The following is a 24462-nucleotide window of genomic DNA, read 5'->3' as shown; positions in this document are numbered from 1 at the left end:
CCAATAACAATAGGACGCACTCTCAATGGAATATCAAAACCAATATAACAAACAACTACAACGTATTAAAAATAGTTCGGGATTTATCGCTGCCCTCGACCAGAGTGGCGGCAGCACGCCAAAAGCGTTAGAGAATTATGGTGTCACAGGCGATGATTATGACAACGATGAAGCCATGTTCGACCAAGTGCATGAGATGCGAGCGCGTATCATGACTTGCGAGGCTTTTGATCATGAGCGTGTACTTGGGGCGATTTTGTTCGAAGATACTATGGAACGTGAGGTCAATGGCAAACCGACGGCCAATTATCTATGGGAAGATAAAAATATCGTACCGTTTTTAAAAGTGGATAAGGGTTTGGCTGAGCAAATGAATGGCGTCCAAGTGATGCGTCCGATGCCAAATTTAGATTTGCTACTCGATAAAGCCAAAAACTATCCAGTATTTGGTACCAAAATGCGCTCAGTAATTTATGAGCCGAATGTCGATGGCATTGAGCTGGTCGTGCAACAGCAATTCGATGTGGCAAAACAGATACTCTCAAAAGGTCTGATGCCAATCGTAGAGCCTGAAGTCGATATCAACAGTAGCAAAAAACATGAATGTGAAATCATATTAAAGACCAGCATTTTGCACAATCTGGATCGTTTGACTGATGACCAGCAAGTGATGCTAAAACTGACCTTGCCAGAAGAAGCGGGTTTTTACCAAGAGCTAATCGATCATCCAAAAGTGCTAAAAGTTGTGGCGTTATCGGGCGGCTATAGCCGTGGCGATGCTTGTGCTAAGCTCAAGCAAAACCCAGGTATGATTGCTAGCTTTTCACGTGCCTTTACTGAAGGGTTGAGTAAGCAGCAAAGTGATGATGAGTTTGCTAATACTATCAACACATCTATCGAAGAGATTTATGAGGCGTCGAAAGTTTAAAGCCTTATACTTTTATAATTGATTTTGAATCCCAGCTGACTTTAGGTTTGCTGGGATTTTTTTTAATGGCATTCACAGTAGATATTTATTAAACTTGAGTTTGTTTTCATGGTTTCTGGAGAGGTTGTGTTTCGCTTTATTACTTCAGGGTTGTTTTTATTAAGTTGGAGTGTTTCTAGTCAATCTATGGAGCCTGTAGGCTATTCAGGTACTTGGGCAAGTGCTGCTTATTTTAATAATGCCATCGATGTTATATCAGAGACAGTTAATATCGATATTACAGATGATGCTAATAATGCTGGTTATACAGTGAGCTATAAGCTGTATAACAATCGTGAAGGGCTTCAATTCCCATTGGTTTTTGAAGTATTCGATGAATTTGGACAAAGTGATGAGTTCGAAATTACTGTCGATAGTCAATCAGTGCCTGTCGTAACGGTTACTGAAGATAATAACGGGCTTGAGACCTCTGACTTCTATATGCCAGCCAATACTGGTTTAGAGCAATTCAGAGCAGATTCAAAGTATATCAACCTGGATTTGTCGTCAGGGTTGCATACTGTTACAGCTACTTATGACGTCCAGCCGCATTATTATGGCAGTGATTGGACTGGGATAAGCACTTACCCTTATTCGTTAGTGCCGATGAAGGAGAGCGTCAGTGATGATAAGCAGTTTAAAGGTTCATTTATTAAGCTAAATTTCAATGGTAGTTTAGACTATATCAGTATGGATATCGATGGCACGAAGAATACTTTACCTTCTAATAACCAATGGCATTTCAACGATAATCTCGCGAAAGAGATTGATTTTATTATTCAAGCACCTCTGAATCCTGTGGCAAAAGTTTTGACGGCTGTTTCGCCATTCATAACTATAAGTTTCGCGCTATTTTTATTGGGTGGACTGCATTTACGTATGATGAAACGTAGACAGCAAGCCCAGCCCGAAACCCTTTGGACAGTCATGCTCGTGGGTGGTTTTCTAGTGCCTCTGCTTAGCCTGATAATTTATTACCTCTATCTACTGGTGACAGATATGATCATTGGTCAAGGCGCAACAGTAGAGAGTCGTGATCTGTTCTTTATATGGGTTTTGCCGTTAGGCTATATAGTAATAACACCTATTTATTTGATAATTAGTTTTGTGGTTTTTATGATGGTTAAACAGACGGTTACTAAAATAGTAAAGTAATTATAGTTGAAGGCTGTAAATAGCTTTGTGATTCGCGAACAGCTAGCTGACGAGCCATTTGAGAGAATATTAATGCGTAGGACCATTTTAGGATTGCTTTTATTAAGCCACAGTATGTTTAGCTATGCCAATATGGCGTCTCCCATTATCGACGGTACTAATGCCAGTACGGCATATTCAAGCAAAGATATCGATATATTGTCTGAAAACATAGATATCAATATTGCTGAAGGTTTTAATCAAGCTGACTATGATGTCACTTACGAAATTTATAGCGCTGAAGAAGGCGATCGAATACCTTTGGTTTTTGAGGTGTTCGATAACATAGGTAATGATGCATACAAAAGCTTTATAGTCGAAGTCGATGGGCAAGCGGTACCAGTACTCATCAATTATGATTATGAAAGTCATTCAAAATCATTGCCTGCTTATTATGATCCGGAAACGGATACGGCTGTGCCGTTCAATAATGACGCTAAATACTTTGAGATAAACTTAAGCGAAGGCAATCATGTCATTAATGTTAAATATTCTGCCTATCCTACAATAAACCGTAGTGATTGGACCAATCAATATATCTATAGCTATTCATTAAAACCTGCCAAAACTTGGAAAAGCTTTGGTAGTTTAACCGTTACTCTAAACATGGCTGATGAACCACAATACTTAAAGACTAATCTTGGTAAGCCTTTAGGTGGAGCGCTACAAGCTGATTCGAAGTGGGTCTTTGATCATCTGCCTCAAGATGTTCTTGAGATATCTTATCAACCACAACCAATGCCTCTAGCACAGTGGTTAATTAACTTAGACTCATTAATACTTCTGTTGTTTTTAATATGTTTGTTAGGGGGTGCTCACTATGGACTTATGTATTGGAGCCGGAAGAAAAGCCTTAAAAAAGCATGGATGGTCACATGGTTAGGGATTCTGATAGTTCCATTTATCGTATTGATGATAGTTTTCTATAAGATTTATCTTATAGATTGGTTACTGGGCGAGCATGCCAGCAGGTATCATGGTTATACTATTTTTATTATTATCTTTGGCTATCCACTGATTTTGCTTGTTTATTTAATCATTATGAAGTTATGCGATTCTTATTTGAAACGGGTTTTTTTAGAACCCTCACAAGTAAGTACTTAAAAAGCTTGAACCCAGTGGATGGATTCAAGCTTTTTAAGTTAGCCAGTTTTCAGTAAGTAAAGCACTACACCTCTTTAATAACATGACCTACATTGATTGAATCATCCGATTTCGGAGTTGATTTTTTATTAGCGGCATCTTTATCCAGTCCTGCTGCATAATCCCGCACGTTCTGAGTGATCTTCATTGAGCAAAACTTAGGTCCACACATCGAGCAAAAGTGCGCCGTCTTATGCGCGTCTTTGGGTAAGGTTTCATCATGAAATTCGCGTGCGGTATCTGGGTCGAGCGCCAGATTGAACTGGTCGTCCCAGCGGAATTCAAATCGGGCTTTAGATAACGCATTATCACGAGCTTGTGCGCCCGGATGTCCTTTGGCAAGGTCGGCGGCATGAGCAGCGATTTTATAGGTGATGATACCGTCTTTAACATCTTTTTTATTAGGCAGACCTAAATGCTCTTTTGGCGTGACATAGCACAGCATGGCCGTACCGAACCAGCCAATCATTGCCGCGCCAATCGCACTGGTGATGTGGTCATAACCGGGTGCGATATCAGTCGTTAATGGTCCCAAGGTATAAAAAGGCGCGTCGGCACAAACTTCTAACTGCAAGTCCATATTTTCTTTAATACGGTTCATTGCTACGTGACCGGGACCTTCAATCATGACCTGTACGTCATGCTTCCACGCCACTTGGGTCAACTCGCCAAGGGTACGCAGCTCACCAAATTGCGCCTCGTCATTGGCATCTTGCAAACAACCTGGACGTAAGCCATCGCCTAGACTAAACGCCACATCGTACTGCTTCATGATTTCACAAATGTCTTCAAAATGAGTATATAAAAAGCTCTCTTTATTATGAAACATGCACCACTGCGCCATGATAGATCCGCCACGCGAGACGATGCCCGTTAAGCGTCCAGCAGTTAGCGGCACATACCGCAGCAGCACACCGGCGTGAATTGTAAAGTAATCGACACCTTGCTCTGCTTGCTCAATCAGCGTATCACGGAATATCTCCCACGTTAAATCTTCAGCCACGCCATCGACTTTTTCTAGCGCTTGATAAATTGGCACCGTACCAATTGGTACGGGCGAGTTACGAATCAGCCATTCACGCGTTTCGTGAATATGATTGCCAGTCGACAAATCCATGATGTTATCCGCACCCCAACGCGTGGCCCACGTCATTTTAGACACCTCTTCATCGATAGAAGAACCTAACGCTGAGTTACCGATATTTGCGTTGATTTTCACCAAGAAATTGCGTCCGATAATCATCGGCTCAGATTCAGGGTGATTGATATTGTTTGGAATAATCGCGCGACCTGCAGCCACTTCACTCCGCACAAACTCAGGGGTAATAACCGTCGGCGCATTAGCGCCAAAGTTCTCACCGTCATGTTGACGCATATCGGTTAGCTCATGCTGTTTTTGCGTTTCGCGAATGGCGATGTATTCCATCTCAGGGGTAATGATGCCGCGGCGTGCATAGTACATCTGCGTGACGTTACCTGCTTTGCCATCGACATCTTTGGCACGGCGAGGTTTGTCGATATGAGCGAATCTAAGGTTAGCAGTGCTGATATCGCGGGCGCGTGCCATTCCGTAAGAGCTAGACAGTCCGCTTAATTGCTCGGTATCACCGCGCTCAGCAATCCAGCCTTCACGCAGTTTCGGCAAGCCTTTCGTCAAATCAATCTCGACGTTGGGGTCGGTATACATGCCAGAGGTGTCATACACATAAAAGGGTGGATTCTGTTCCCATTCGTTCTCAGAAACGCCTTGCACAGGAGTAGGGTCAAGGGTGATCTCACGCATTGGTACTTGAATATCAGGACGTGAGCCTTCGATATAAACTTTACGGGACGCGGGCAAAATACGGTGTAAGTCGCGAGCATCTTCTTCAAAGCGCACGTCTGTTTGATCGCGGTGAGCGGGTGTTTTTAGGGCGTTTGCTTTTTTGTCCGCTTTGCTGTCAGTGGCATTGAGTGAGGCGCTGGCTGGGATATGGGTCTGAGCGGCACGGGTATTCGAGGTGGGGTTTGAAATAGTCATATGCTGTCCTAGCGTGTTGGTTTTTGAATAAAATCAACACCGCCAGTATCTGCGGAGGTAGCATCTGTTATCTAGACAAGTTTATATTGTGAGTACAACCCTACAACCAAAAATATCGTCACAGGTATTGGTTATCAAATATCAGACGCAGCTTTGTATCGATCGTCGCTATCAGGTCATGCATTACGCATATTCAGACAGTAGTGATGATAAAAAGGTATTTCTACGCGTCCATTGTCATAAATAACAAAGTGCTTAAGACTTCCCTGCGTCGGTACTAACCGCATCAGGTTCGGCGGGTGATCTCTCAGCGAATGTATTAGAACCAACGATCAGTCAGTCAATAATACACCGCACCCCGAGTCTGTCAGTGTTGTAAATCAACTCAATACTAACAAAGTTCTGCAATGAGGGCTAATGATATTTAGATGAAAATATCAGGCGTTGATTTTGAGGTTCGATGTTTTTATGAGAACGACTCTAGAGTACCAGTGATTAAAATCACTTGATATTACTTAGCTGTAGATAGCTTATCTAAATATTATGTAAAGCGAATGAAAGATTCTGGAGGTTGTCATTAAACTGTCATAAAAATTTGGCAAGATAGCACGCATGTCACAAACAATGCTTTTTTGTATCGTTGTTAAACTTTAGGAGTCCTACATGCGTTATTCGTTATTAGCAGTGGCCGTTAGTTGTACATTAGTGCTTACGGCATGTAATAAATCGACTGAAACGACAGAGTCAGCTGCGGATAGCAGTAGCGCTGTCACCACCACTGAAGCAACTACTCAGACAGCATCTGCTTCTGCAGCAGGTTTTAAATCTGCTGAGAATATCGCTATGAATATCACGGGTGCAGGGGCATCGTTCCCGCAGCCTATCTATGCTAAATGGTCTTACGACTATAACGCTGCTACCGGTGGTCAAGTCAATTACCAGTCGATTGGCTCTTCTGGTGGTATCAAACAAATCGAATCAAAGACAGTCGATTTTGGGGCGTCTGACGCGCCGATGACGCCTGAAGAGCTAGACGCAGCAGGCTTGATTCAGTTTCCGACGGTTATCGGCGGTGTTGTACCTATCGTAAACATCGACGGTGTTGAGCCGGGCGCGTTGAAATTAGACGGTGCAATGTTGGCAGACATCTATTTGGGTAAGATTAGCAACTGGAATGACCCTGCAATCAAAGCCATGAACCCAGATTTGACCTTGCCAGATGCAGCAATCACGACGGTATTCCGCTCAGACGGTTCAGGGACAACGTTTAACTTTACGGATTATCTTGCCAAGGTTTCACCAGACTGGAAAGACAGCGTCGGGGTTGATAAAACAGTCAAATGGCCAACGTCTGCGACTGGTGCAGGTGGTAAAGGTAACGAAGGGGTTTCAAGCTACGTCAACCGTATGAAAAACTCTATCGGTTATGTGGAATATGCTTACGCTAAGCAAAACAACATGTCACATACTGCATTGAAAAACGCTGCTGGCAACGTCGTTCAGCCATCTGCTGAGACATTTGCTGCGGCAGGTGATATCGACTGGTCAAAACAAGCGGGCTTTTATAAAGTCATCACCAACTCTGAGACTGAGCAAGCATGGCCGATCGCTGCTGCGACCTTTATCTTGGTACATAAGCAGCCAGAGAATCCTCAGCAAGTGGCTGGCGTGTTGAACTTCTTTGATTGGGCTTATACCCAAGGCGACGATAATGCCATGGCACTCGATTACGTACCATTTTCTGATGCAGCCGTTGCCTTATTCAAGGAAAAATGGAATGAGGTAAAAGGCAGTGATGGACAGCCTGTTTATAAGCCTGCTCAGTAACCTGTTTCTGCTAAATATTCTTTAATACCTTGTCAGTGCCTTACTAGTCCCTTTCGAGTTATCCTCTCGAATAACTATTCTCCGGTAGTTATTTGAGAGGTTTTATCACAGCAAATTTGATGACAAGTTTGTTGTGATAAAACCGAATGAATGCTTCTACTATTTTGACTTGATTCTATTTAATGCTGAGACACTTATGAATGATTTAAGGTCCCAACTGGCTAAACAAAAGCGTTATGACTTATTGTTTGTGAATGCTACTAAGGCTTTTGCCATATTAGTACTCTTATCGTTGGGCGGCATTTTAGTCTCCTTGATCATTGGAGCGTGGCCGAGCATTCAGGCATTTGGTCTTGGATTTTATACCAGTAATAATTGGGATACGGTCGCCAATGAATACGGGGCGCTAGCACCTATCTATGGTACGTTGGTGACATCCTTTATCGCGATTTTGATTGCAGTACCAATCAGTTTTGGCATTGCCATATTTTTGACCGAGATGTGCCCAACCTTCCTCAAAAAACCACTTGGTATTGCCATTGAGTTATTAGCGGGTATCCCTTCTATCATTTACGGTATGTGGGGTTTATTTGTCTTTGCGCCTTTCTTCGGTGATCACATTCAGCCATGGTTCATTGAACACGTCGGTCCACTACCCATCATTGGTAAGCTATTTACGGGTGCACCAATGGGATTGGGCATGTTTACCGCCTCGCTAGTACTTGCCATCATGATTATTCCATTTATCGCCGCCACCATGCGCGATGTTTTTTCGGTCGTGCCAGACCTGCTCAAAGAGTCGGCCTATGGCATGGGCGCAACGACGTGGGAAGTCATGTTCAAGATCATTTTGCCGTATACCAAAGCTGGCGTGGTTGGTGGCGTGATCTTAGGACTGGGTCGGGCATTGGGTGAGACGATGGCAGTGACTTTCTTGATTGGTAATGCCTTTAACATCAGTCCGAGTTTATTTACCTCTGGTGTCACGATTACCTCAGCATTGGCTAACGAGTTTGCCGAAGCGTCGAGTGAGCTACATTTGGCTTCCTTATTACATTTAGGCTTAATCTTATTTGTCATCACCTTCATTGTGCTATCTCTAGCAAAACTCATGCTCATGCGCATGGATCACAAGGCAGGCAATCGGTAGTCGTTTGACAATCTCGATAGGTTTTTTACGGATTTATTGGACATCAATAAACATTGATAGATATTGATAGATATTGATAAAAGATATGGGAAATAAATAGTATGCCTGCTAACAATACGATCAATGCACCACTACCGACTCAGCCAAACAGCGCTAGCCACTACAATCAAAGCCTTTATAACAAGCGCCGTTTGACCAACAAGTTAGGTCTAGGCTTTGCCATGTCGGCGATGGTTTTTGGACTATTTTGGTTGTTTTGGATATTGTTGACGCTCTTTGTTGAAGGCTTTCAAGGTATTGTGCAGCTGCCTATTTTTACTGCTGATACACCGCCACCGATGAGTGCGGGCGGGCTGCGTAACGCCATTGTCGGTTCAGTAATGCTCGCGTTTTCAGGATTGTTTATCGGTGCACCTATTGGCCTCATGACGGGTATTTATTTATCCGAGTTCGCTCAAGGCAGTATGCTTGGCAAGGTAACGCGTTTCTTAAATGATATTTTGTTATCCGCACCCTCGATTGTGATTGGTCTTTTTATTTATGCATTGATGGTAAAAGGTCAAAGTTTCTCTGGTTGGGCAGGCGCGTTGGCATTGGCATTAATCGTTATTCCTGTGGTCGTGCGTACCACTGAGAATATGCTCAATCTGGTTCCTAATAGCATTCGTGAAGCGGCTTACGCACTTGGCACACCCAAGTGGAAAATGGTGACTCAAGTAACGATTAAGGCCGCGAGAGCAGGACTGACCACTGGGGTGTTACTGGCATTTGCTCGAATCACTGGTGAGACAGCACCGTTGCTATTTACGGCGCTTAACAACCAGTATTTCAGTACCGATATGGGCCAGCCTATTGCCAACTTACCCAATACCATCTATCAGTTTGCGATGAGTCCTTATGATAACTGGCATACCTTAGCGTGGGCGGCGGCGTTGCTGATCACGACCTCTGTCTTGGTATTAAATATTTTGGCGAGATTCATCGGTAGTAGAGGTCAGGCTAAATAAAGGCTGATGGTAAATTAAGGCTTGTCCTAGATTACCTCGAGCATTTACTTCCATTTATATTCATTGAGCTGGGTTGGAACATATTATGAATGACGTCATGAGCAAAATCCGTACAAAAAAGCCTGTCGATAAATTCAATGCGGCAGATAAATTTAATCCAACAACAGACAGTTTATTAAACAGACCGATGTCGACAGCAGCACAAATGGAGCAGCCAGATATTGCCAGCCTAACCAAACAAACGCTTCATGATATTCCCAAAAACATGCCTGCAGCAAAAATGCAAATTCGGGATCTGAATTTCTATTATGGTGACTTTCAGGCGCTAAAAAACATCAATATCGATATTCCTGATAAAAAAGTCACTGCTTTCATTGGTCCTTCAGGTTGCGGCAAATCGACGCTGTTGCGTACCTTTAATCGGATGTACGATTTATATCCGGGTATGCGGGCAGAAGGCAATATTAATCTTGATGGCAACAATATCTTGGGCAAAGACGTCGATGTCAATTTGCTACGCGCCCAAGTCGGCATGGTTTTTCAGAAGCCAACCCCATTCCCGATGTCAATCTATGACAATGTCGCTTTTGGGGTGAGACTGTATGAAAAACTTAGTAAAGCTGAGCTGGACAATCGCGTAGAGTGGGCGCTAAAAAAATCTGCATTGTGGCCAGAGGTGAAAGACAAGCTCAGAGCGTCAGGGCTTTCGTTATCAGGCGGACAGCAGCAACGCTTGTGTATTGCGCGTAGCGTCGCGACCAAGCCTGAAGTATTGCTGCTTGATGAGCCGACGTCTGCGTTAGATCCTATCTCGACAGGTGCTATCGAAGATTTGATTGAAGACTTAAAACAGGATTACACCATTGCTATTGTCACGCATAACATGCAACAGGCCGCGCGCGTGTCAGACTACACCGTCTATATGTACTTAGGCGATATGATTGAGATGGGCGAGACCGACCAGATATTTACCAAGCCTGCCCAAACCGCCACAGAAGACTATATTACGGGTCGTTATGGCTAACATCGCGGTCTGAGCAAGGACGACGTGCTCGATACGTTCAATAAGATATCGTGAGCCAATCTGTTCGACTCAACAGCCACACCGCGCTACCAAAATATGGATTTTAGGGAATACCTCTTATGCAAAGCGATAAGCATATCTCCAAAAGTTTTGACCAAGATCTTGATGAAGCTATCCGTCTATTTCTATACATGGGTGATAGCGCGGCCAACCAAGTGGCGAAAGCGATCCATGCGCTTATCGATAAAAATGAGACACTGGCGCAAGAGGTGATTGATATGGACTTTGATATCAATCGAATGGAAGTCGAGTTGGATGAGCATATCTTGCTATTGGTCGCCAAACGCCAGCCAGCTGCCAGTGATTTACGCTTGGTCATGTCCATCAGTAAAGGCGTGGTTGATTTAGAACGCATCGGTGATGAAGCTGTCAAAATCGCTCAGATGGCCAAAAAAATTGCGGCACAAGGTAAACTGTCATACGGTTATGCGGAGGTGCAACACCTCAGCAATCAGGTTCGTTTGATGCTGCACAATGCGCTAGAGGCATTTAGCCAATCGAATGCTGAGCAAGCGTTTGAGGTCATGCGTAACGATAGCATGGTCAATGATGAGTATCAGTCAGCCATCCGTGCTTTGATGACCTATATTATGGAAGATTCACGGCACGTTTCAAAAGTCATCAATATTATGTGGGTATTGCGCGCGCTTGAGCGGGTGGGCGATCATGCACAAAATATTGCAGAACTGGTGATTAACTATATTAGTGGGCAAGATGTGCGTCATTCCGACTATGCGCTGGTCGAAAAAGCGGTACAAGAAGCCAATGACCGTATGGCGGCGCGCCAAGTCAGTACCCTGTCTGCCACTAAACCTGTCATCAAGTCAGCCACGGATGTTGTAGACTCAAACGGTGATGAGGGCTAAAAAAAACAGTTCATCGTTAATTTTACATCCAAAAAAACGCGCTATATTAAATAGCGCATTTTTTATATTGTGGCAATAATAAAAACAATTAGCTCTCTGGCGTCCAACCTTGTGCACGCTCATAATCTTCATTATCTAAAAATTTATCTCGTTGTTCGGTGAGGAATTTTTTGGCAGCAGGATCTAACATACTTAGATGGTTTTCGTTAATCAGCATCGTTTGCTGTTCAAGCCATTCTTTCCACGCTTTGTCAGATACCGTTTCTTGTAGCTCCTGACCTTTTTTATTAGGGAAAGGCGGGTGCGGCATCTTTGGCAATTCTTGCTGATACTTACGGCAAAATACCGTATTGGCTTGTGGATTAAAAGTCTCAGTCATGAGGCGCTCCTTATTAGGGTTTGGTTATTATAAGAATATATTATTGAATCACTCATGAGAATAGTTATACCAAACCCAAAAAGTAAGATTGGCTGTGTCAAACTCGCTTAGCCTACAAGGCGTAGTACTTTCACTCGTTTTCCTTGCTACTCTAATTTCTGTGAATGGTATTAGTTAGCACTTATTCAGCATAAGTGACTTAAATATTATTAGCTGAATTTACTTTACCTCATCATGGTATCAAAAACACCCGCAGCAGGGGCGGGTGTTTTTATGGTAAAAGCTGTCAGGTCAACAATGCGCTTTTACGCAAATACCTCTAAACGGCTACGACCGCGAGCAACGGCTTGCTTAACTTGATTTGGCGCTGTACCACCTAAGTGGTCACGGGCTGCTAGTGAGCCTTCTAGCGTTAGATAGTCAAAGACATCATCACCGATTGCATCGCTAAATTGCTGTAGCTGCGCCAATGACAAATCGCTCAAATCAACACCTTCTTTGATACCCAAAGCAACGGCATTACCCACCACTTCATGGGCATCACGGAACGCTACGCCTTGGCGTACCAAATAATCTGCAAGGTCAGTAGCGGTAGCATAGCCTTTCATTGTGGCAGCGCGCATGTTTTCTTTATTTGGGGTGATATTCGGTAGCATATCAGCAAAAGCCAATAAACAGCCGGTAAGCGTATCGACGCAATCAAACAACGGCTCTTTGTCTTCTTGGTTGTCTTTGTTATAAGCCAGTGGCTGACTCTTCATTAGACTTAATAGCGTCATTAATTGCCCAAAGACACGTGCTGCTTTACCGCGAACCAACTCCGGCACATCAGGATTTTTCTTTTGCGGCATGATAGATGAGCCAGTACAGAAGCGATCTGGAATCTGTACAAAGTTAAATTGCGCTGACATCCATAGGATAATCTCTTCGCTCATCCGTGACATATGCATCATTAAAATAGACGCGGCTGAGGTGAATTCAATCGCAAAATCACGGTCTGATACGGCATCCAGCGAGTTTTGGCAAATACCTTCGAAACCTAACAGCTCAGCAGTAATGGTACGATCGATTGGGAATGTCGTGCCAGCAAGGGCAGCACTACCAAGTGGCATCTGATTGATACGGCGGCGCGCATCGACCAGACGTTCGGTATCGCGATATAACATCTCAAACCACGCCATGACGTGATGACCAAAGCTCACTGGCTGCGCCGTTTGTAAATGCGTAAAGCCGGGCATAATAGTGTCAGTATGCTGCTCAGCCAAATCAAGCAAACCACTTTGGAAGCGTACTAACAAGGCAATGATATTATCTGTCTCTTCGCGTAGCCAAAGACGAATATCGGTGGCAACCTGATCATTACGGCTACGACCCGTATGCAGTTTTTTACCAACAGCGCCGATGATGTCAGTCAAGCGCGACTCAACATTCATGTGCACGTCTTCTAGCGCGATTGACCAGTTAAACTCGCCAGCCTCAATCTCGCGCAGTACCTGATGCAGACCATCAATAATGGTGGCTACTTCGTCAGCGGTCAAAATGTCACATTCTTTAAGCATGGTCGCGTGGGCGATTGAGCCTTGAATATCGTGACGCGCAAAGCGTTGGTCAAAGCCAACAGAGGCGGTGAAGGCAGCGACAAAGCTGTCCGTCGCTTCACTGAAGCGTCCGCCCCACATCTGTTGGCCTTGGCTGTTTGAAGGACTGCTTACAGGGTTGTTTTGTGCAGCGTTATTTGTTATCGGAGCATCTGTGCTAGAATCAGAGACAGATGGGTTTACATTTGATTCGGGACTACTAGGTTTTGAAGAATTGGCGTTCATATCGGTACAAGACAAGTCAGCAGAATAAGAGCTCAAGTATAGCAAAGGATGAGGTTGCCTTACTAGCGGAGCGCTTAGAGTTTTTTATTCCCAAGCTCATGGAAGTCATGAAGCCTTGGCAGTGGTTCATTTATATCTTTTTTTGGTCACTATTCGTTACGGTAATAAATCGCTATGATATTGCCACGTGGTCAGATTTTTTGATTCAGCTGTTTAGCCGAGTCCTGCAAAACACCTTGAGTATTATTCCTTCCTTATACCTCATTGATTATTTGCGCCCTATTTTTAAGAGCATGAGCATACCTAAAGCCAGCATGTATGTGCTTGCCTTACTCATGGTGGCATCTACCATATCCATGATTTTAGTCATGCTGGTAATGATTAATGTTGGTTGGTTTGAATATGATCGTCAAACTTTTATTCTAAATATATTATTTGATGCGGTGATTAGTGGTGGCTTTACCTTAGTGTTCTTACTGTATTTTTTACGCCGTTATCGTGAGACGAATGCGCTCAAACAATCGTTTGAGCAGAAATTGAGTGCACAAAATGATGTGATCAAAGCACGAATCGCTCCGCATTTTTTCTTTAATACCATTAATACCCTTGTGTCACTGATAGAGTCCAATCCAGCAAGAGCTTCTGCTTTATTACAGCACGTTTCTGCCTTATTCCGTGCCAGTTTCAATGGGGCACGAGAGATTAGTTTTGAAGAAGAAATTGCTCTTTGTGAGCACTATCTAGCGATTGAGTCTAGCCGCTTAGCGGATAAGCTTGAAGTGAGTTGGCAATTGCCTGACGAAGATGTCATGTATGACATGGTGATTACCGCCTTGACCTTACAGAGCGTGCTAGAAAAAATGCTGCTGAATGTGGTGGAGATGACCACTGAAACCATTTATATCAATATTAGAGTCACTTGGCAGCAGCATCGGGTTGTGATTACGATTGGTGTCGCGCTGCCGAAAAAAACCATGATTATTAACCATGATTTACGTCAGCACATGAACTTTTATATTCAAGCGGAACGTTTACGGGCTTATTTCGGTCAAAGTGCGGATATTAAAAGTAGCGTTACCAGTAGTCGAATTATTACCGTCATCGACTATCCGCTGCAAGATGTTAGTTTATGACCGTTTCTTTTGGGCTTAATTTTGTATTTTATTTCTCAAGAAATAGGTATGGCATAGTTATTGCACCATCTTTATAGCTAATGGGTCGTTTTACTTTATATTTAGCCATGATTACCCATAAAAATTATTATCGATAAATGCATCGCAATAAAACTCAATGCACAAGGCTATCAACGTCAATATAGCCAGTTATTGTTTTATGAAATAATTAAAGGTTTTTATGCTAAGTGATTGGTAATGAGTGCTAATATGTTGGTAAGGCCATTGAAAAAAATACTAAGTTTATCCTGGGATTGGAGTTTGCATGCGTATCGTAGTTTGTGATGATGAGCCACTAGCACGTGAGCGTTTGGTTAGAATTGTACAGGAGTCAGGTCATCAAGTCGTTGCTCAAGCAACCACGGGTGCAGAAGCCATTATCGCTGTCAAAACTCAGCAGCCAGACATCATATTATTAGATATTCGTATGCCTGAGATGGATGGGGTGCGCTGTGCTCAAGAGCTTGCCAAACTTGAGCATCCGCCAGCTATTATATTTGTCACCGCTTATGATCATTATGCCATTGCCGCGCTAAAAGCCAATGCGATTGGTTATTTATTAAAGCCTGCCAATAAAGACGAGTTACTAGAAGCACTAGATAAAGCGAAAAATTTGAACGCGGCGCAGTTAAATGAGATTCGTAAACTTGAAGACCCAACAGCGCGTCCAGTACGTGAGCATATCGCTGCTCGTACTCACCGAGGCGTTGAGCTCATCAAGCTCAAAGATATCTATTATTTTACCGCCGATCAAAAGTACGTCAAAGTCCGTCACAAAGATGGCATTGTCCTGATTGATGAGACGCTAAAAGAGCTTGAACAAGAATTTGAGGATCGGCTGTTTCGGGTGCACCGTAATGCCATCATCAACCTTAGTTTTTTGGACTTTTTAGAAACGTTGGATGCAGGACAATATCAAATACGCTTTAAAGGCATTGATGAGACACTTGCGGTTAGCCGCCGTCACTTACCTGCATTACGTGACAAGATTCAAAGCATGTAAGCTGCAGTTTGCATAGTGAAATAACAGCAAAATAACCGTGAAATAATCATCCCATATCATCAAACCCTTATTTATGCTTAAATAGGGGTATTTTTTTGCGTCAGCATTGACTATATATGGTTTATATCGCCCATTTTTTGTGGAAAATTTGCAGTATTGTCTAATACTGACATGCATAGTACTGACGTGAACAGTATCGAATTTATTGAGGCCCTTTATGAGCAATCCGCAGCAAACTGCTTTGACTACCTTGAATATCGCCACGCGTCAGAGCCCTTTAGCACTATGGCAAGCTGAGCATATCCGTGCTCGTCTACTAGATTTGTATCCTGAATTGACGATTAACTTGCTAAAAATTGTCACTAAGGGTGACAAGATTTTGGACACACCTTTGGCTAAAATTGGTGGTAAAGGTTTGTTTGTCAAAGAGCTTGAGCAAGCGCTATATGACAAACAAGCGGACATCGCGGTACATTCATTAAAAGACGTACCGATGCAGCTTCCTGAAGGCTTGATGCTGGGCGTCTATTGCAAACGCGCCTCACCGACTGATGCTTTTGTGTCTAACACCTATAATAGTATTGATGAATTGCCGCAAGAGGCAGTCGTTGGCACGTCAAGTTTGCGTCGTCAGTGTCAGCTTAAAGCCTATCGCCCAGACCTACAAATCAAAACCTTGCGCGGTAACGTTGGTACACGTTTGGGCAAGCTGGATGCTGGCGAGTATGATGCGATTATTTTAGCGACCAGTGGTTTGCAGCGTATCGAGCTGGATGAGCGCATACGCGGCGAGCTTGATATCAATGCCTGCCTGCCTGCGGTTGGTCAGGGCGCCTTAGCGATCGAATGCCGTGAAGGTGATGACGAGGTGTTAAAATTACTGGCACCACTGAATGATGATAAAGCTCGTATCCGTCTCATTGCTGAGCGCGCGCTAAACCGTCACTTAGAGGGTGGCTGCCAAGTGCCCATTGCTGCTTATGCTGTGTTACAAATGGCGGATGAAACAAGCAGCAACAATGATGATAACGGTGACAATGGCAATAACGACAACGGGAATGTGTTATGGCTACGTGGCCGCGTCGGTCAAGCGGATGGCAGTGAGCTGCTAAAAGCAGAGAAACGCGTCACCTTGATCGGCACACAAGCCGAGCAAGAAGTACAAGCTAATCAGCTTGGTATTGATGTTGCCAATATACTGCTTGCCGATGGCGCCGGTGATATCTTATCTGCGATTTATCATCCTGAATAACAGGCCAGTATTTTAATTATCTTAGTCATAGCCCCAGTATTATTGATGCTAGGGCTATCGTTAAGCCAATTCTATCAGTCTTTTGTCATGGTACGTCTATGTCATCAACATTAAATCACGCCCAGCTTATTGCTAACAGTCAATCAAATAATGAGTCATCACTCACGCAAGTGGTTATCAATACTCGCCCAGTGGAGCGTGCCGCTGCATTGACGGATCATCTACAAGCAGCAGGGCTGACGGTGGTAGAGATACCAATGTTGACGTTACAACCGCGCCCAACGACTGAGCAAGACATGACGCTGATGCGCCAGTGGCTAGCAGGCGATTATAAGGCGCTTGTGATTGTTAGCCCAACGGCGGCTGCTTCAGGACTGGCTGTTTGGCAAGCGCTTGAAGATGAGCGTCAAGCTCAAAACCATGACGATGATAATAATAATGAGCGAAAAGATATAGCAATTAATGCTCTGCAAGCTCCGAGCTACTTGATTGCCGTGGGTGAAGCGACCGCGTCGGTATTAAATAATACCAAAATCGAGGCATCGAATTACCAAGTGCTTCAGCCTCACATTGCTAATAACGAAGGTATGCTAGCGATGCCTGAGATTGAGCGTTTGCAAGCAGGTGACAAGTTGCTCGTTTGGCGCGGATTGGGTGGTAGGCGACTATTGGTCGATACGTTGCTGGCACGCGGTGTGCATATCGATAGCATTGCTTGGTATGAGCGCATAATGCCAGTCGAGGCAATGACTCAATACGAGCAATGGCTACAAGGGTTTTTAGCTCGCCAAGATGTGCAAGATACATCAGCTAGTCAGCCAAAGCCAATCGTTGTCATCAGTAGCGGTACAGCCTTTGAGCATTGGGAAAGCATCGTTCGGGCTGTAGCAGAAAAGGCATTAAAGCAAGAAACAGCCAGAGAAACCCCCGCTATTTTGCCCTATAAATTGTCAGACTTTGCTTATGTGGTGCTGGGTGAGCGTTTAGCCAATATGGTCGCTGAGCAGCAGTTAAGTTATTGGCGTGTGGAAGATTTGGCGCCAGAAACCATTCTTGCTGCTATCCATGCTAAAGCCTGTTAAATGTATAAATGTACCAACCGATGATCTGTCCTTATCTATTATGTTTCACTTTTTATTTATTCGCTTTAAACCTGTTTTGGCCAAAATAACGGTGCTGCCTTATGTCAATCAATTCTGAATCGTTATCTCAGGAACCTTCTGCTACTCAGCAGCGCCGACAAGCAAATGTGTTTTTGTTGCGCCTGCAGTGGCTGGTTATCTTGTTGCTTATCGCCGCCCTATTGTGGCTCTACATCAGCCAGCAGCGTTTCCAGCATAGTGTTAATGAGCGTTTGCAAAGCAACGAGCAAGTCGTCAGCCGTCTGAATGAGATGGATGACCGTCTATTTGCGATGAGTCAGCAGACGCTGCCAGAGCCTCGATCTGCCGCCAGTAGCCAAGCGCAAAACCAGTTAGATTTATTGCGTATTCAGATACAAGCCGCTGATAGATTATTGGCAGACAATAACGACAGTGCAGCGATTGATTTGTTGCGTGGTCTACATTGGCAGCTTTCGCAAGGTAGCAATGAGATTGCTCCAGCGCTAACGGTTGTGATCAAACAAAGCTTGATGAAAGACATCGAACGTTTGCAGGCAAGCAGCACTCAGCCCAGTCCTTGGCAGCTACAAAACCTCGCCATCCAAAATATTCAAGAGTTTTTGCACAGCTATGAGCGTGTGAGTAGCGAGGCGACACCGCACAATAGCACCGATAGTAATATGAGCCTCTCGCGCAAACAACTGACCATTCACGAAGTGATTATGACCTTGAATCTAGCCAGTCAAGCCAGTAATATGCGCGAACAAGAGCAGCTGGTTGGTTATCTGCGTCAAGCACGAAATCAACTACAAACCTTGGTGCCGAAGTCTGCTATTCCGCAACAGTCAGCGCCAAAGGCAGCCATGACTAATACTGAAAACGCTTCTAATGCTGCGTCCGCAGGCAAAAAACAAACCTCTATCGACAAGAACCTACAAACCAGATCCTCTCCGACAAATATCGCAGAAGTCATAGATTGGTTAGATAAATTGATTGCCAATGCACCGAAACCAACGCCATTGTTGACCACTCAGATTTTGGATAAATCTCAGCGTTAGTGGTTCAGTGGATGTTGATTGATAGATTTATGAATATAAAAATAAGAGAAGTGACGTTATGGAAAGTTTGAATCAAGCAGCACATGCAGCCTCTAATACCGCAGATAATCATCCTGACGAATTGTCTCATTATCCCATTATTCATCATCAGCCCATTCACTGGGGCGAGATGGATGCGTTTAACCATTTAAATAATGTGATTTATTACCGTTATGCTGAATCAGCGCGAATTGGCTATTTGCAGGCGCTAGGTATGTTTGATGGCAGTATGGTGACGGTATTGGCACAATCAAGTTGCCAGTATTTACGCCCAGTGACTTATCCTGATACTTTGCTATTAGGAGTGCGCTGTCAGGGCTTGGGCAATACGAGTATCGTGATGGAATATAGCTACTATAGCACCGCGCAAGCGGCTATCGTCGCGACAGCTGAGGCAGTCGTGGTACGTCTCGATAGTGAGGGAAAGTGTAAGTTAGCTTGGACAGAGGAAGAGCGCGCTCGGCTATTGGCATTAGAAGCGAAAGTTGGTCATATACTGAAGCTTTAGTACTAAATATTAAATAAATGAAAAAAAGGCACGCTAACGTTATGTTAGCGTGCCTTTTGCTATGTGGCTGATATCGAATCAATCAGTCAAATATTAATCTTGCTTTGGGGCATGTACGAAATCGATGACGTTCAAGTCAAAGCCTGATAATGCGTAAAACTTCATGGGTGATGATAATAAACGCATATCACGAACGCCTAAATGACGCAAAATCTGTGCGCCAACACCAATGCTGCGATACGGCTGCTGAGTAATGGTCGATTGCGATTCATTGTCTGCCGCTTTGTCTAACGCCTCTCCTAAATCTATTGGCTGGTTGCTGCCAATCCAAACTAATACGCCGCGATCTGAATTACTGATTTCCTCCAGTGCTGAGCGCACGCTCCAGCCACTACGACCCGTCATATCATTTTTGGCAGCAAACAAGTCGCGTAGTGGGTGAAAACCATGGACACGGACGGTGCTGACGCCTTCGCTCACATCGCCTTTTACCAAAGCCAAATGCGTTTCATCAGCGCCAAATTCGCGGAAGCGATGTAGCGTAAAGGTGCCGTATTCCGTTTCAAAAGGACGCGACTCAATTTCTTCTACCGTTTGCTCGTTCGCGATGCGGTAGTTGATGAGGTCAGCAATTGTACCCATCTTGATGCCATGCTCTTCGGCAAATATCTCAAGGTCATCACGGCGCGCCATCGTACCATCAGCATTGATGATTTCGACAATCACTGCTGCGGGCTCAAGCCCTGCTAGGCGTGCTAAATCACAACCAGCTTCGGTATGTCCAGCGCGGTGCAAGACGCCACCATTTTGAGCCATGATTGGGAAGATATGTCCAGGCTGGACGATGTCTTCAGGTTTTGCCGAAGAAGAAACCGCGGCTTGAATTGTACGAGCGCGATCAGCAGCAGAGATACCCGTGGTAACGCCTTCAGCGGCTTCGATAGAAACCGTAAAGTTGGTGCTAAATTTTGCTTCGTTACGATCAGACATCAGCGGCAATGCCAACTGTTGGCAGCGTGCTTGTGACAAGGTCAAGCAGACCAAACCACGTGCATGAGTAATCATAAAGTTAATATCTTCAGGGCGCACATGGGTCGCTGCCATGATGATATCACCTTCATTTTCACGGTCTTCATCATCCATTAAGATGACCATCTTGCCAGCACGAATGTCTTCGATAATCTCAGGAATCGTATTTAAACTCATAGTAAGTCTCAATATTTTATTATTTATAGATAGGTGTGATGTGGAATATAAAGCATTGTCTGTCTATTGTAACAGTAGATGCTACATAGCGCTGTTGCGGTTAGGCAAAGTGCATGGAATCAAATTGATCCCCCGTAGACATTATCTAATCATTGCTTATATATCAATATGAGGACATTTTAACGCTTTTCAGCCCACTGTGCTGCTTCATCTCGAAACTATATGGGCCAGTCTGTCAAAAATAGCGATAAGTATTACTAATGGTCACGACGATTCATGTATTCAATGACATATTAAGCAATGGGCTCAACTATATTGCGAGCCATTAGTCGTTACTGGCAGCTTGGCTTTTTAGCCAATCCATAAACTGTTTACTATGTTGCTCGCGCTGGTTGTCAGCAAATTCATAAAAGCTAGTACCAACCAAACTGTCTGGCAAGTAGCTTTGCGGATAATAGTGATTGGGATAATCGTGTGGATAAGCATAACCTTGACCATAGCCTTGATTGCGCATCAGTTTGGTCACGCCATTACGCAGGTGTAGCGGCACAGGCGAGGCATCTTTTTCTGCCAAAGCCATGGCAGCGTTAATGGCTTTATAAGTGCTGTTACTTTTGGCGCTGGTTGCCAAATAAACCACCACTTGTCCCAAGATAATACGCGCTTCTGGCATACCAATTGATTGCACACTACGTAATGCTGCATCGGCAAGCAGTAAAGCATTAGGGTTGGCATTACCAATATCTTCACTGGCCAAGATGACCAAACGCCGCGCGATAAAATCAGCAGGCTCACCGCCAACTAACATCCGCGCCATCCAATAAAGCGCAGCATCAGGGTCTGATCCACGTACGGACTTTATCATCGCCGAGATAATATCGTAATGCTGCTCGCCATCTTTGTCATAGCGAACTAGAGCTGTTTGGGCGACACGGGCGACCAATTCATCGTTAATGACGAGCGGTGATTGCTTAGTGTCCGCCGTTTGAATAGCCAGCTCTAATAAATTTAGCGCCTTCCTCGCATCACCATGCGCCAGTTGGCTGATAGTGTCTTGTGCTTGTAAATCAACCGTCAAATTCCTCAGCACTGAATCTTCTGAAATTGCCCTTTGCAATACCGCACTGATTTGCTCAGGCGTCAGAGGCTCTAAACGATACACTTGGCAACGTGATAGCAGCGCATTATTGACACTAAAAGAAGGGTTTTCAGTTGTCGCACCAATCAAGGTAATATCACCAGATTCGACCGCGCCCAGTAAGGCATCCTGCTGAGCCTTGTTAAAGCGGTGTATCTCATCGATAAAAACCACTGGCGATTCAAATGCCAATGAGTCCTTATTGTCTAACACTTCTCGCAGCTGTTTGACCCCAGTATTCAAGGCAGACAAGGCATGAAAAGGTCTGCCAACAGCATCAGCCAACAGCATGGCAATAGTCGTTTTGCCGATGCCAGCTTCACCATGCAAAATAATCGATGGCAGATGTCCTTGTTCGACCAAACGCCGCAAGGGCGCACCTGCCGCTAGTAGATGTTCTTGACCAATGATTGCATCAAGTGTCGTTGGGCGCATACGCTGGGCAAGGGGTGTATCGGCATGAAAATTAGGCGGCATAGAAATCTCTATTATCAATTTAAACAGCTATCAATTAGTTCATAACGACAGTGATTAATGGGTTTTTATTGCTGCATCTAAATGACTACATCCTAGATTACATTCATCATTGCTATGGAAAAAGACCATATCTGTCTGTTTGGCATGATTTTCGCACTAATGAATATTAGACATGAGTAGTAAAAGTAGGCTAATTTATAAAGATGCTATTTAGTATGTGTCTTGGTATGTGTCTTGGTATGTGGCATACACAATAGGCTAACGCAGATTTACGTTAATAAAAGTCAATCAAGTGTACAGCTTATGTCCCAAATACTTTGATTTTTATGCTTTTATCCCTATTAACGGTTCAACAGCATTGATAGATCGCAGATATCAAGCGCGATTTACGACCTATCATTTGTGATCATCCATTCATTAGGCATAAGGTATTACCGTCATGATGTCTCCGCCGATATTACAGCGCTTGTTTGCTCGCTATTTATATCGCAGTGCCAAGCAGCAATCACGTTTGCTTACTACAGGTGAGATAGCGCTGGCACAGTCAGTATTTGGCGACAGCATCAATCTCGATGAGGTTCAGCTCAAGACTGCTTGGTGGGTGTTGAAACATTATGCCGTTAGTCCTAATGGCAATATTTATTTTAACCCAGCAGATTGGATAATAGATTTTAGCGATGCTTCATTGAGTAAAAAAAGCTGGTTGATACATGAATTAACCCATGTATGGCAATTACAGCAAGGCTTAAAAGTGGTGCGCGGTGCACTTATTGATCGCCGTTATGATTATGTGCTCAAGACAGGAAAATCCTTCTTTCACTACGGTATCGAACAGCAGGCGCGTATGGTTCAGGATTATTTTATTCGTCGTCAGCGTGGACAAGACTGTCAAGCATTAGAAGCTTGTATTCCATTTTTAATCGTAAAGTCTGACGACAATATGAAGTGATATCCATTGGCAATGGATTGCCATGACGACTTTGGTTTTTATTATTTTGCCTTAACAAGGACACGTACCCTTATGTTTAAATTTTTGCCAAAAAAGCCCAATTATAAAATGAGTAAAGGTGTGGTTGATAATTCTATCAATCAAAACAACACCCTTTTACAGCACTCGTCAACCTTGCTTGCGGCAACACTCAGCGGCGTATTGCTGTTAAGTGGTTGTCAGCAGCAAGCAGAGACTCAACCTGCGCCAGAAGACAGTCAGAGCGTTGAAAAAACGAGCACTGAAGACAGTCAGCCTATGCGCCCAAGTGATTCTGCTGCTACCCGTATAAAGCAGTTTCAGCCTATCTATGTCGCGCAAGCACAAAGGCTACAGCGTCGTTTACAAGCAGAGTATGAATCCCTGCAAGCCGCTGATAGCTCAGATAGTGAGGATTCATTGCTGCTGAATGATGATACTGCTGCTAGCGATACTAATACTAATAACGTGATGAAGAATAACAGCGATACAACTGATAGCAGCTCACTATCTGCTGACACCACAGATGATGAAGTGGATATCCCCGCTGAGGCTGATATCAATACCAGTACAGAAGTTGGCGAGCGTGATTTAACGGTGTTAAAGCGCATTAGCCTTGAGCCGCGTAAGCCCGTCATGCTAACAGAAGATCAAATCATCGAAAGCTACCAGCAAGCGATGGAATCGCTTTATCAGCCTGTGACGACGCCTCTTAGCGCAGAAGATGTTGATACGTTAATCAATATCGCGACATTGGCTCCGCAGTTATTTGAGCATGCAGAAATTGCTGGTAGGCTCAGTGCCAAAAGCCCAGCATTAGCGCGTTTGATTATTCAGCATCAGGTTTGGGAGCAGATAGAAGCTCAGCAAGTGATTGATATGCAGCAGATGAAACTGAATCAACAAAAAGAGTTTGAGACGCTTATGACTAAGTTTAATGACACCATTAAAGGTTATGATGAGCAAATTGCCAAATATGAGCAGACACTAAAAGAATTCCAGTAGCCGCAATTCTGTCACTCACTCAGTTATTCATTCAGTAACGGATAGGGTTTCTTTGACTTCCTCCCCGCCCTCAA

21 protein-coding genes and 1 riboswitch are annotated in these 24462 nt (G+C 44.0%); of the genes, 16 read left to right on the top strand and 5 right to left on the bottom strand.

The features are described from left to right. Positions 1–25 precede the first annotated feature (25 nt). The 3 genes from B2575_RS05635 (at position 26) to B2575_RS05625 (ending at position 3265) form a co-directional block, all read left to right on the top strand. Positions 26–928 carry a fructose bisphosphate aldolase gene (locus B2575_RS05635; RefSeq protein WP_296240506.1) on the top strand — a complete coding sequence of 301 codons (903 nt, stop codon included), beginning with the start codon at positions 26–28 and terminating at the stop codon, positions 926–928. A 126-nt stretch (positions 929–1054) separates the two neighbouring features. Next, positions 1055–2122, top strand: coding sequence for a hypothetical protein (locus B2575_RS05630; RefSeq protein ID WP_296240505.1), 1068 nt, complete (start codon positions 1055–1057; stop codon positions 2120–2122). A gap of 6 nt (positions 2123–2128) precedes the next feature. After that, positions 2129–3265, top strand: coding sequence for a hypothetical protein (locus tag B2575_RS05625; RefSeq protein WP_296240504.1), 1137 nt, complete (start codon positions 2129–2131; stop codon positions 3263–3265). 64 nt (positions 3266–3329) lie between these two features. Here the strand turns inward: B2575_RS05625 and thiC are convergent, their stop codons facing one another. Next, entirely contained in the window at positions 3330–5324 is a 1995-nt protein-coding gene (gene thiC, locus B2575_RS05620) for a phosphomethylpyrimidine synthase ThiC (protein ID WP_296240503.1), read from the bottom strand. Between the two features lie 246 nt (positions 5325–5570). Further along, positions 5571–5695, bottom strand: a riboswitch (TPP riboswitch). Positions 5696–5987: 292 nt separating this feature from the next. Between thiC and pstS the strand changes: the two genes are divergently transcribed. The 5 genes from pstS to phoU all read left to right on the top strand — a co-directional run bounded on the left by pstS (position 5988) and on the right by phoU (position 11258). Next, entirely contained in the window at positions 5988–7151 is a 1164-nt protein-coding gene (gene pstS, locus B2575_RS05615) for a phosphate ABC transporter substrate-binding protein PstS (protein ID WP_296240502.1), read from the top strand. A gap of 196 nt (positions 7152–7347) precedes the next feature. Further along, positions 7348–8301 (top strand): phosphate ABC transporter permease subunit PstC, encoded by a 954-nt coding sequence (pstC, locus tag B2575_RS05610; protein WP_201501773.1) that lies wholly within the window; start codon positions 7348–7350, stop codon positions 8299–8301. Positions 8302–8522: 221 nt separating this feature from the next. Further along, on the top strand, positions 8523–9308 hold the full coding sequence (gene pstA, locus B2575_RS05605; RefSeq protein ID WP_349681512.1) for a phosphate ABC transporter permease PstA: 786 nt from the start codon (positions 8523–8525) through the stop codon (positions 9306–9308). 97 nt (positions 9309–9405) lie between these two features. Beyond that, positions 9406–10332: a phosphate ABC transporter ATP-binding protein PstB gene (pstB, locus tag B2575_RS05600; protein WP_414707418.1), complete on the top strand. Its 927-nt coding sequence runs from the start codon at positions 9406–9408 to the stop codon at positions 10330–10332. Between the two features lie 119 nt (positions 10333–10451). Next, positions 10452–11258 carry a phosphate signaling complex protein PhoU gene (gene phoU / locus B2575_RS05595; protein ID WP_296240500.1) on the top strand — a complete coding sequence of 269 codons (807 nt, stop codon included), beginning with the start codon at positions 10452–10454 and terminating at the stop codon, positions 11256–11258. An 88-nt stretch (positions 11259–11346) separates the two neighbouring features. On the opposite strand, the gene B2575_RS05590 is transcribed toward phoU, so the two are convergent. Then, the gene (locus B2575_RS05590) at positions 11347–11637 is read right to left on the bottom strand and encodes an oxidative damage protection protein (RefSeq protein WP_045443086.1); all 291 of its coding nucleotides are present in this window, start codon (positions 11635–11637) and stop codon (positions 11347–11349) included. 305 nt (positions 11638–11942) lie between these two features. Next, entirely contained in the window at positions 11943–13316 is a 1374-nt protein-coding gene (argH, locus tag B2575_RS05585; RefSeq protein ID WP_296240520.1) for an argininosuccinate lyase, read from the bottom strand. Positions 13317–13441: 125 nt separating this feature from the next. Between argH and B2575_RS05580 the strand changes: the two genes are divergently transcribed. The 6 genes from B2575_RS05580 to B2575_RS05555 all read left to right on the top strand — a co-directional run bounded on the left by B2575_RS05580 (position 13442) and on the right by B2575_RS05555 (position 19595). Continuing rightward, positions 13442–14593 (top strand): sensor histidine kinase, encoded by a 1152-nt coding sequence (locus B2575_RS05580; RefSeq protein WP_296240499.1) that lies wholly within the window; start codon positions 13442–13444, stop codon positions 14591–14593. 304 nt (positions 14594–14897) lie between these two features. Next, positions 14898–15635, top strand: a complete 738-nt coding sequence (locus B2575_RS05575) for a LytR/AlgR family response regulator transcription factor (protein WP_045443089.1) — start codon at positions 14898–14900, stop codon at positions 15633–15635. Positions 15636–15852: 217 nt separating this feature from the next. Next, positions 15853–16887 carry a hydroxymethylbilane synthase gene (hemC, locus tag B2575_RS05570; RefSeq protein WP_296240498.1) on the top strand — a complete coding sequence of 345 codons (1035 nt, stop codon included), beginning with the start codon at positions 15853–15855 and terminating at the stop codon, positions 16885–16887. Positions 16888–16985: 98 nt separating this feature from the next. Continuing rightward, on the top strand, positions 16986–17969 hold the full coding sequence (locus B2575_RS05565; RefSeq protein ID WP_296240497.1) for a uroporphyrinogen-III synthase: 984 nt from the start codon (positions 16986–16988) through the stop codon (positions 17967–17969). A 101-nt stretch (positions 17970–18070) separates the two neighbouring features. Next, positions 18071–19048, top strand: coding sequence for a hypothetical protein (locus tag B2575_RS05560; RefSeq protein ID WP_045454901.1), 978 nt, complete (start codon positions 18071–18073; stop codon positions 19046–19048). Positions 19049–19106: 58 nt separating this feature from the next. After that, positions 19107–19595: an acyl-CoA thioesterase gene (locus tag B2575_RS05555; protein ID WP_201606013.1), complete on the top strand. Its 489-nt coding sequence runs from the start codon at positions 19107–19109 to the stop codon at positions 19593–19595. Between the two features lie 93 nt (positions 19596–19688). On the opposite strand, the gene ribBA is transcribed toward B2575_RS05555, so the two are convergent. Beyond that, positions 19689–20801 carry a bifunctional 3,4-dihydroxy-2-butanone-4-phosphate synthase/GTP cyclohydrolase II gene (gene ribBA / locus B2575_RS05550; RefSeq protein ID WP_055123670.1) on the bottom strand — a complete coding sequence of 371 codons (1113 nt, stop codon included), beginning with the start codon at positions 20799–20801 and terminating at the stop codon, positions 19689–19691. A gap of 325 nt (positions 20802–21126) precedes the next feature. After that, positions 21127–22416 carry a replication-associated recombination protein A gene (locus tag B2575_RS05545; RefSeq protein WP_296240495.1) on the bottom strand — a complete coding sequence of 430 codons (1290 nt, stop codon included), beginning with the start codon at positions 22414–22416 and terminating at the stop codon, positions 21127–21129. Between the two features lie 442 nt (positions 22417–22858). On the opposite strand from B2575_RS05545, the gene B2575_RS05540 reads away from it, so the two are divergent. Together B2575_RS05540 and B2575_RS05535 are read left to right on the top strand one after the other, a co-directional pair. After that, positions 22859–23365: a type IV secretion protein Rhs gene (locus tag B2575_RS05540; protein ID WP_296240519.1), complete on the top strand. Its 507-nt coding sequence runs from the start codon at positions 22859–22861 to the stop codon at positions 23363–23365. A 72-nt stretch (positions 23366–23437) separates the two neighbouring features. Beyond that, the gene (locus B2575_RS05535) at positions 23438–24388 is read left to right on the top strand and encodes a hypothetical protein (protein WP_296240494.1); all 951 of its coding nucleotides are present in this window, start codon (positions 23438–23440) and stop codon (positions 24386–24388) included. Positions 24389–24462 lie beyond the last annotated feature (74 nt).

This window comes from Psychrobacter sp. UBA6739, from assembly GCF_002453835.1.
In the GTDB taxonomy this organism is placed as follows: Bacteria; Pseudomonadota; Gammaproteobacteria; order Pseudomonadales; family Moraxellaceae; genus Psychrobacter; species Psychrobacter immobilis_A.
This window is presented reverse-complemented; position numbering and strand designations above follow the sequence as displayed.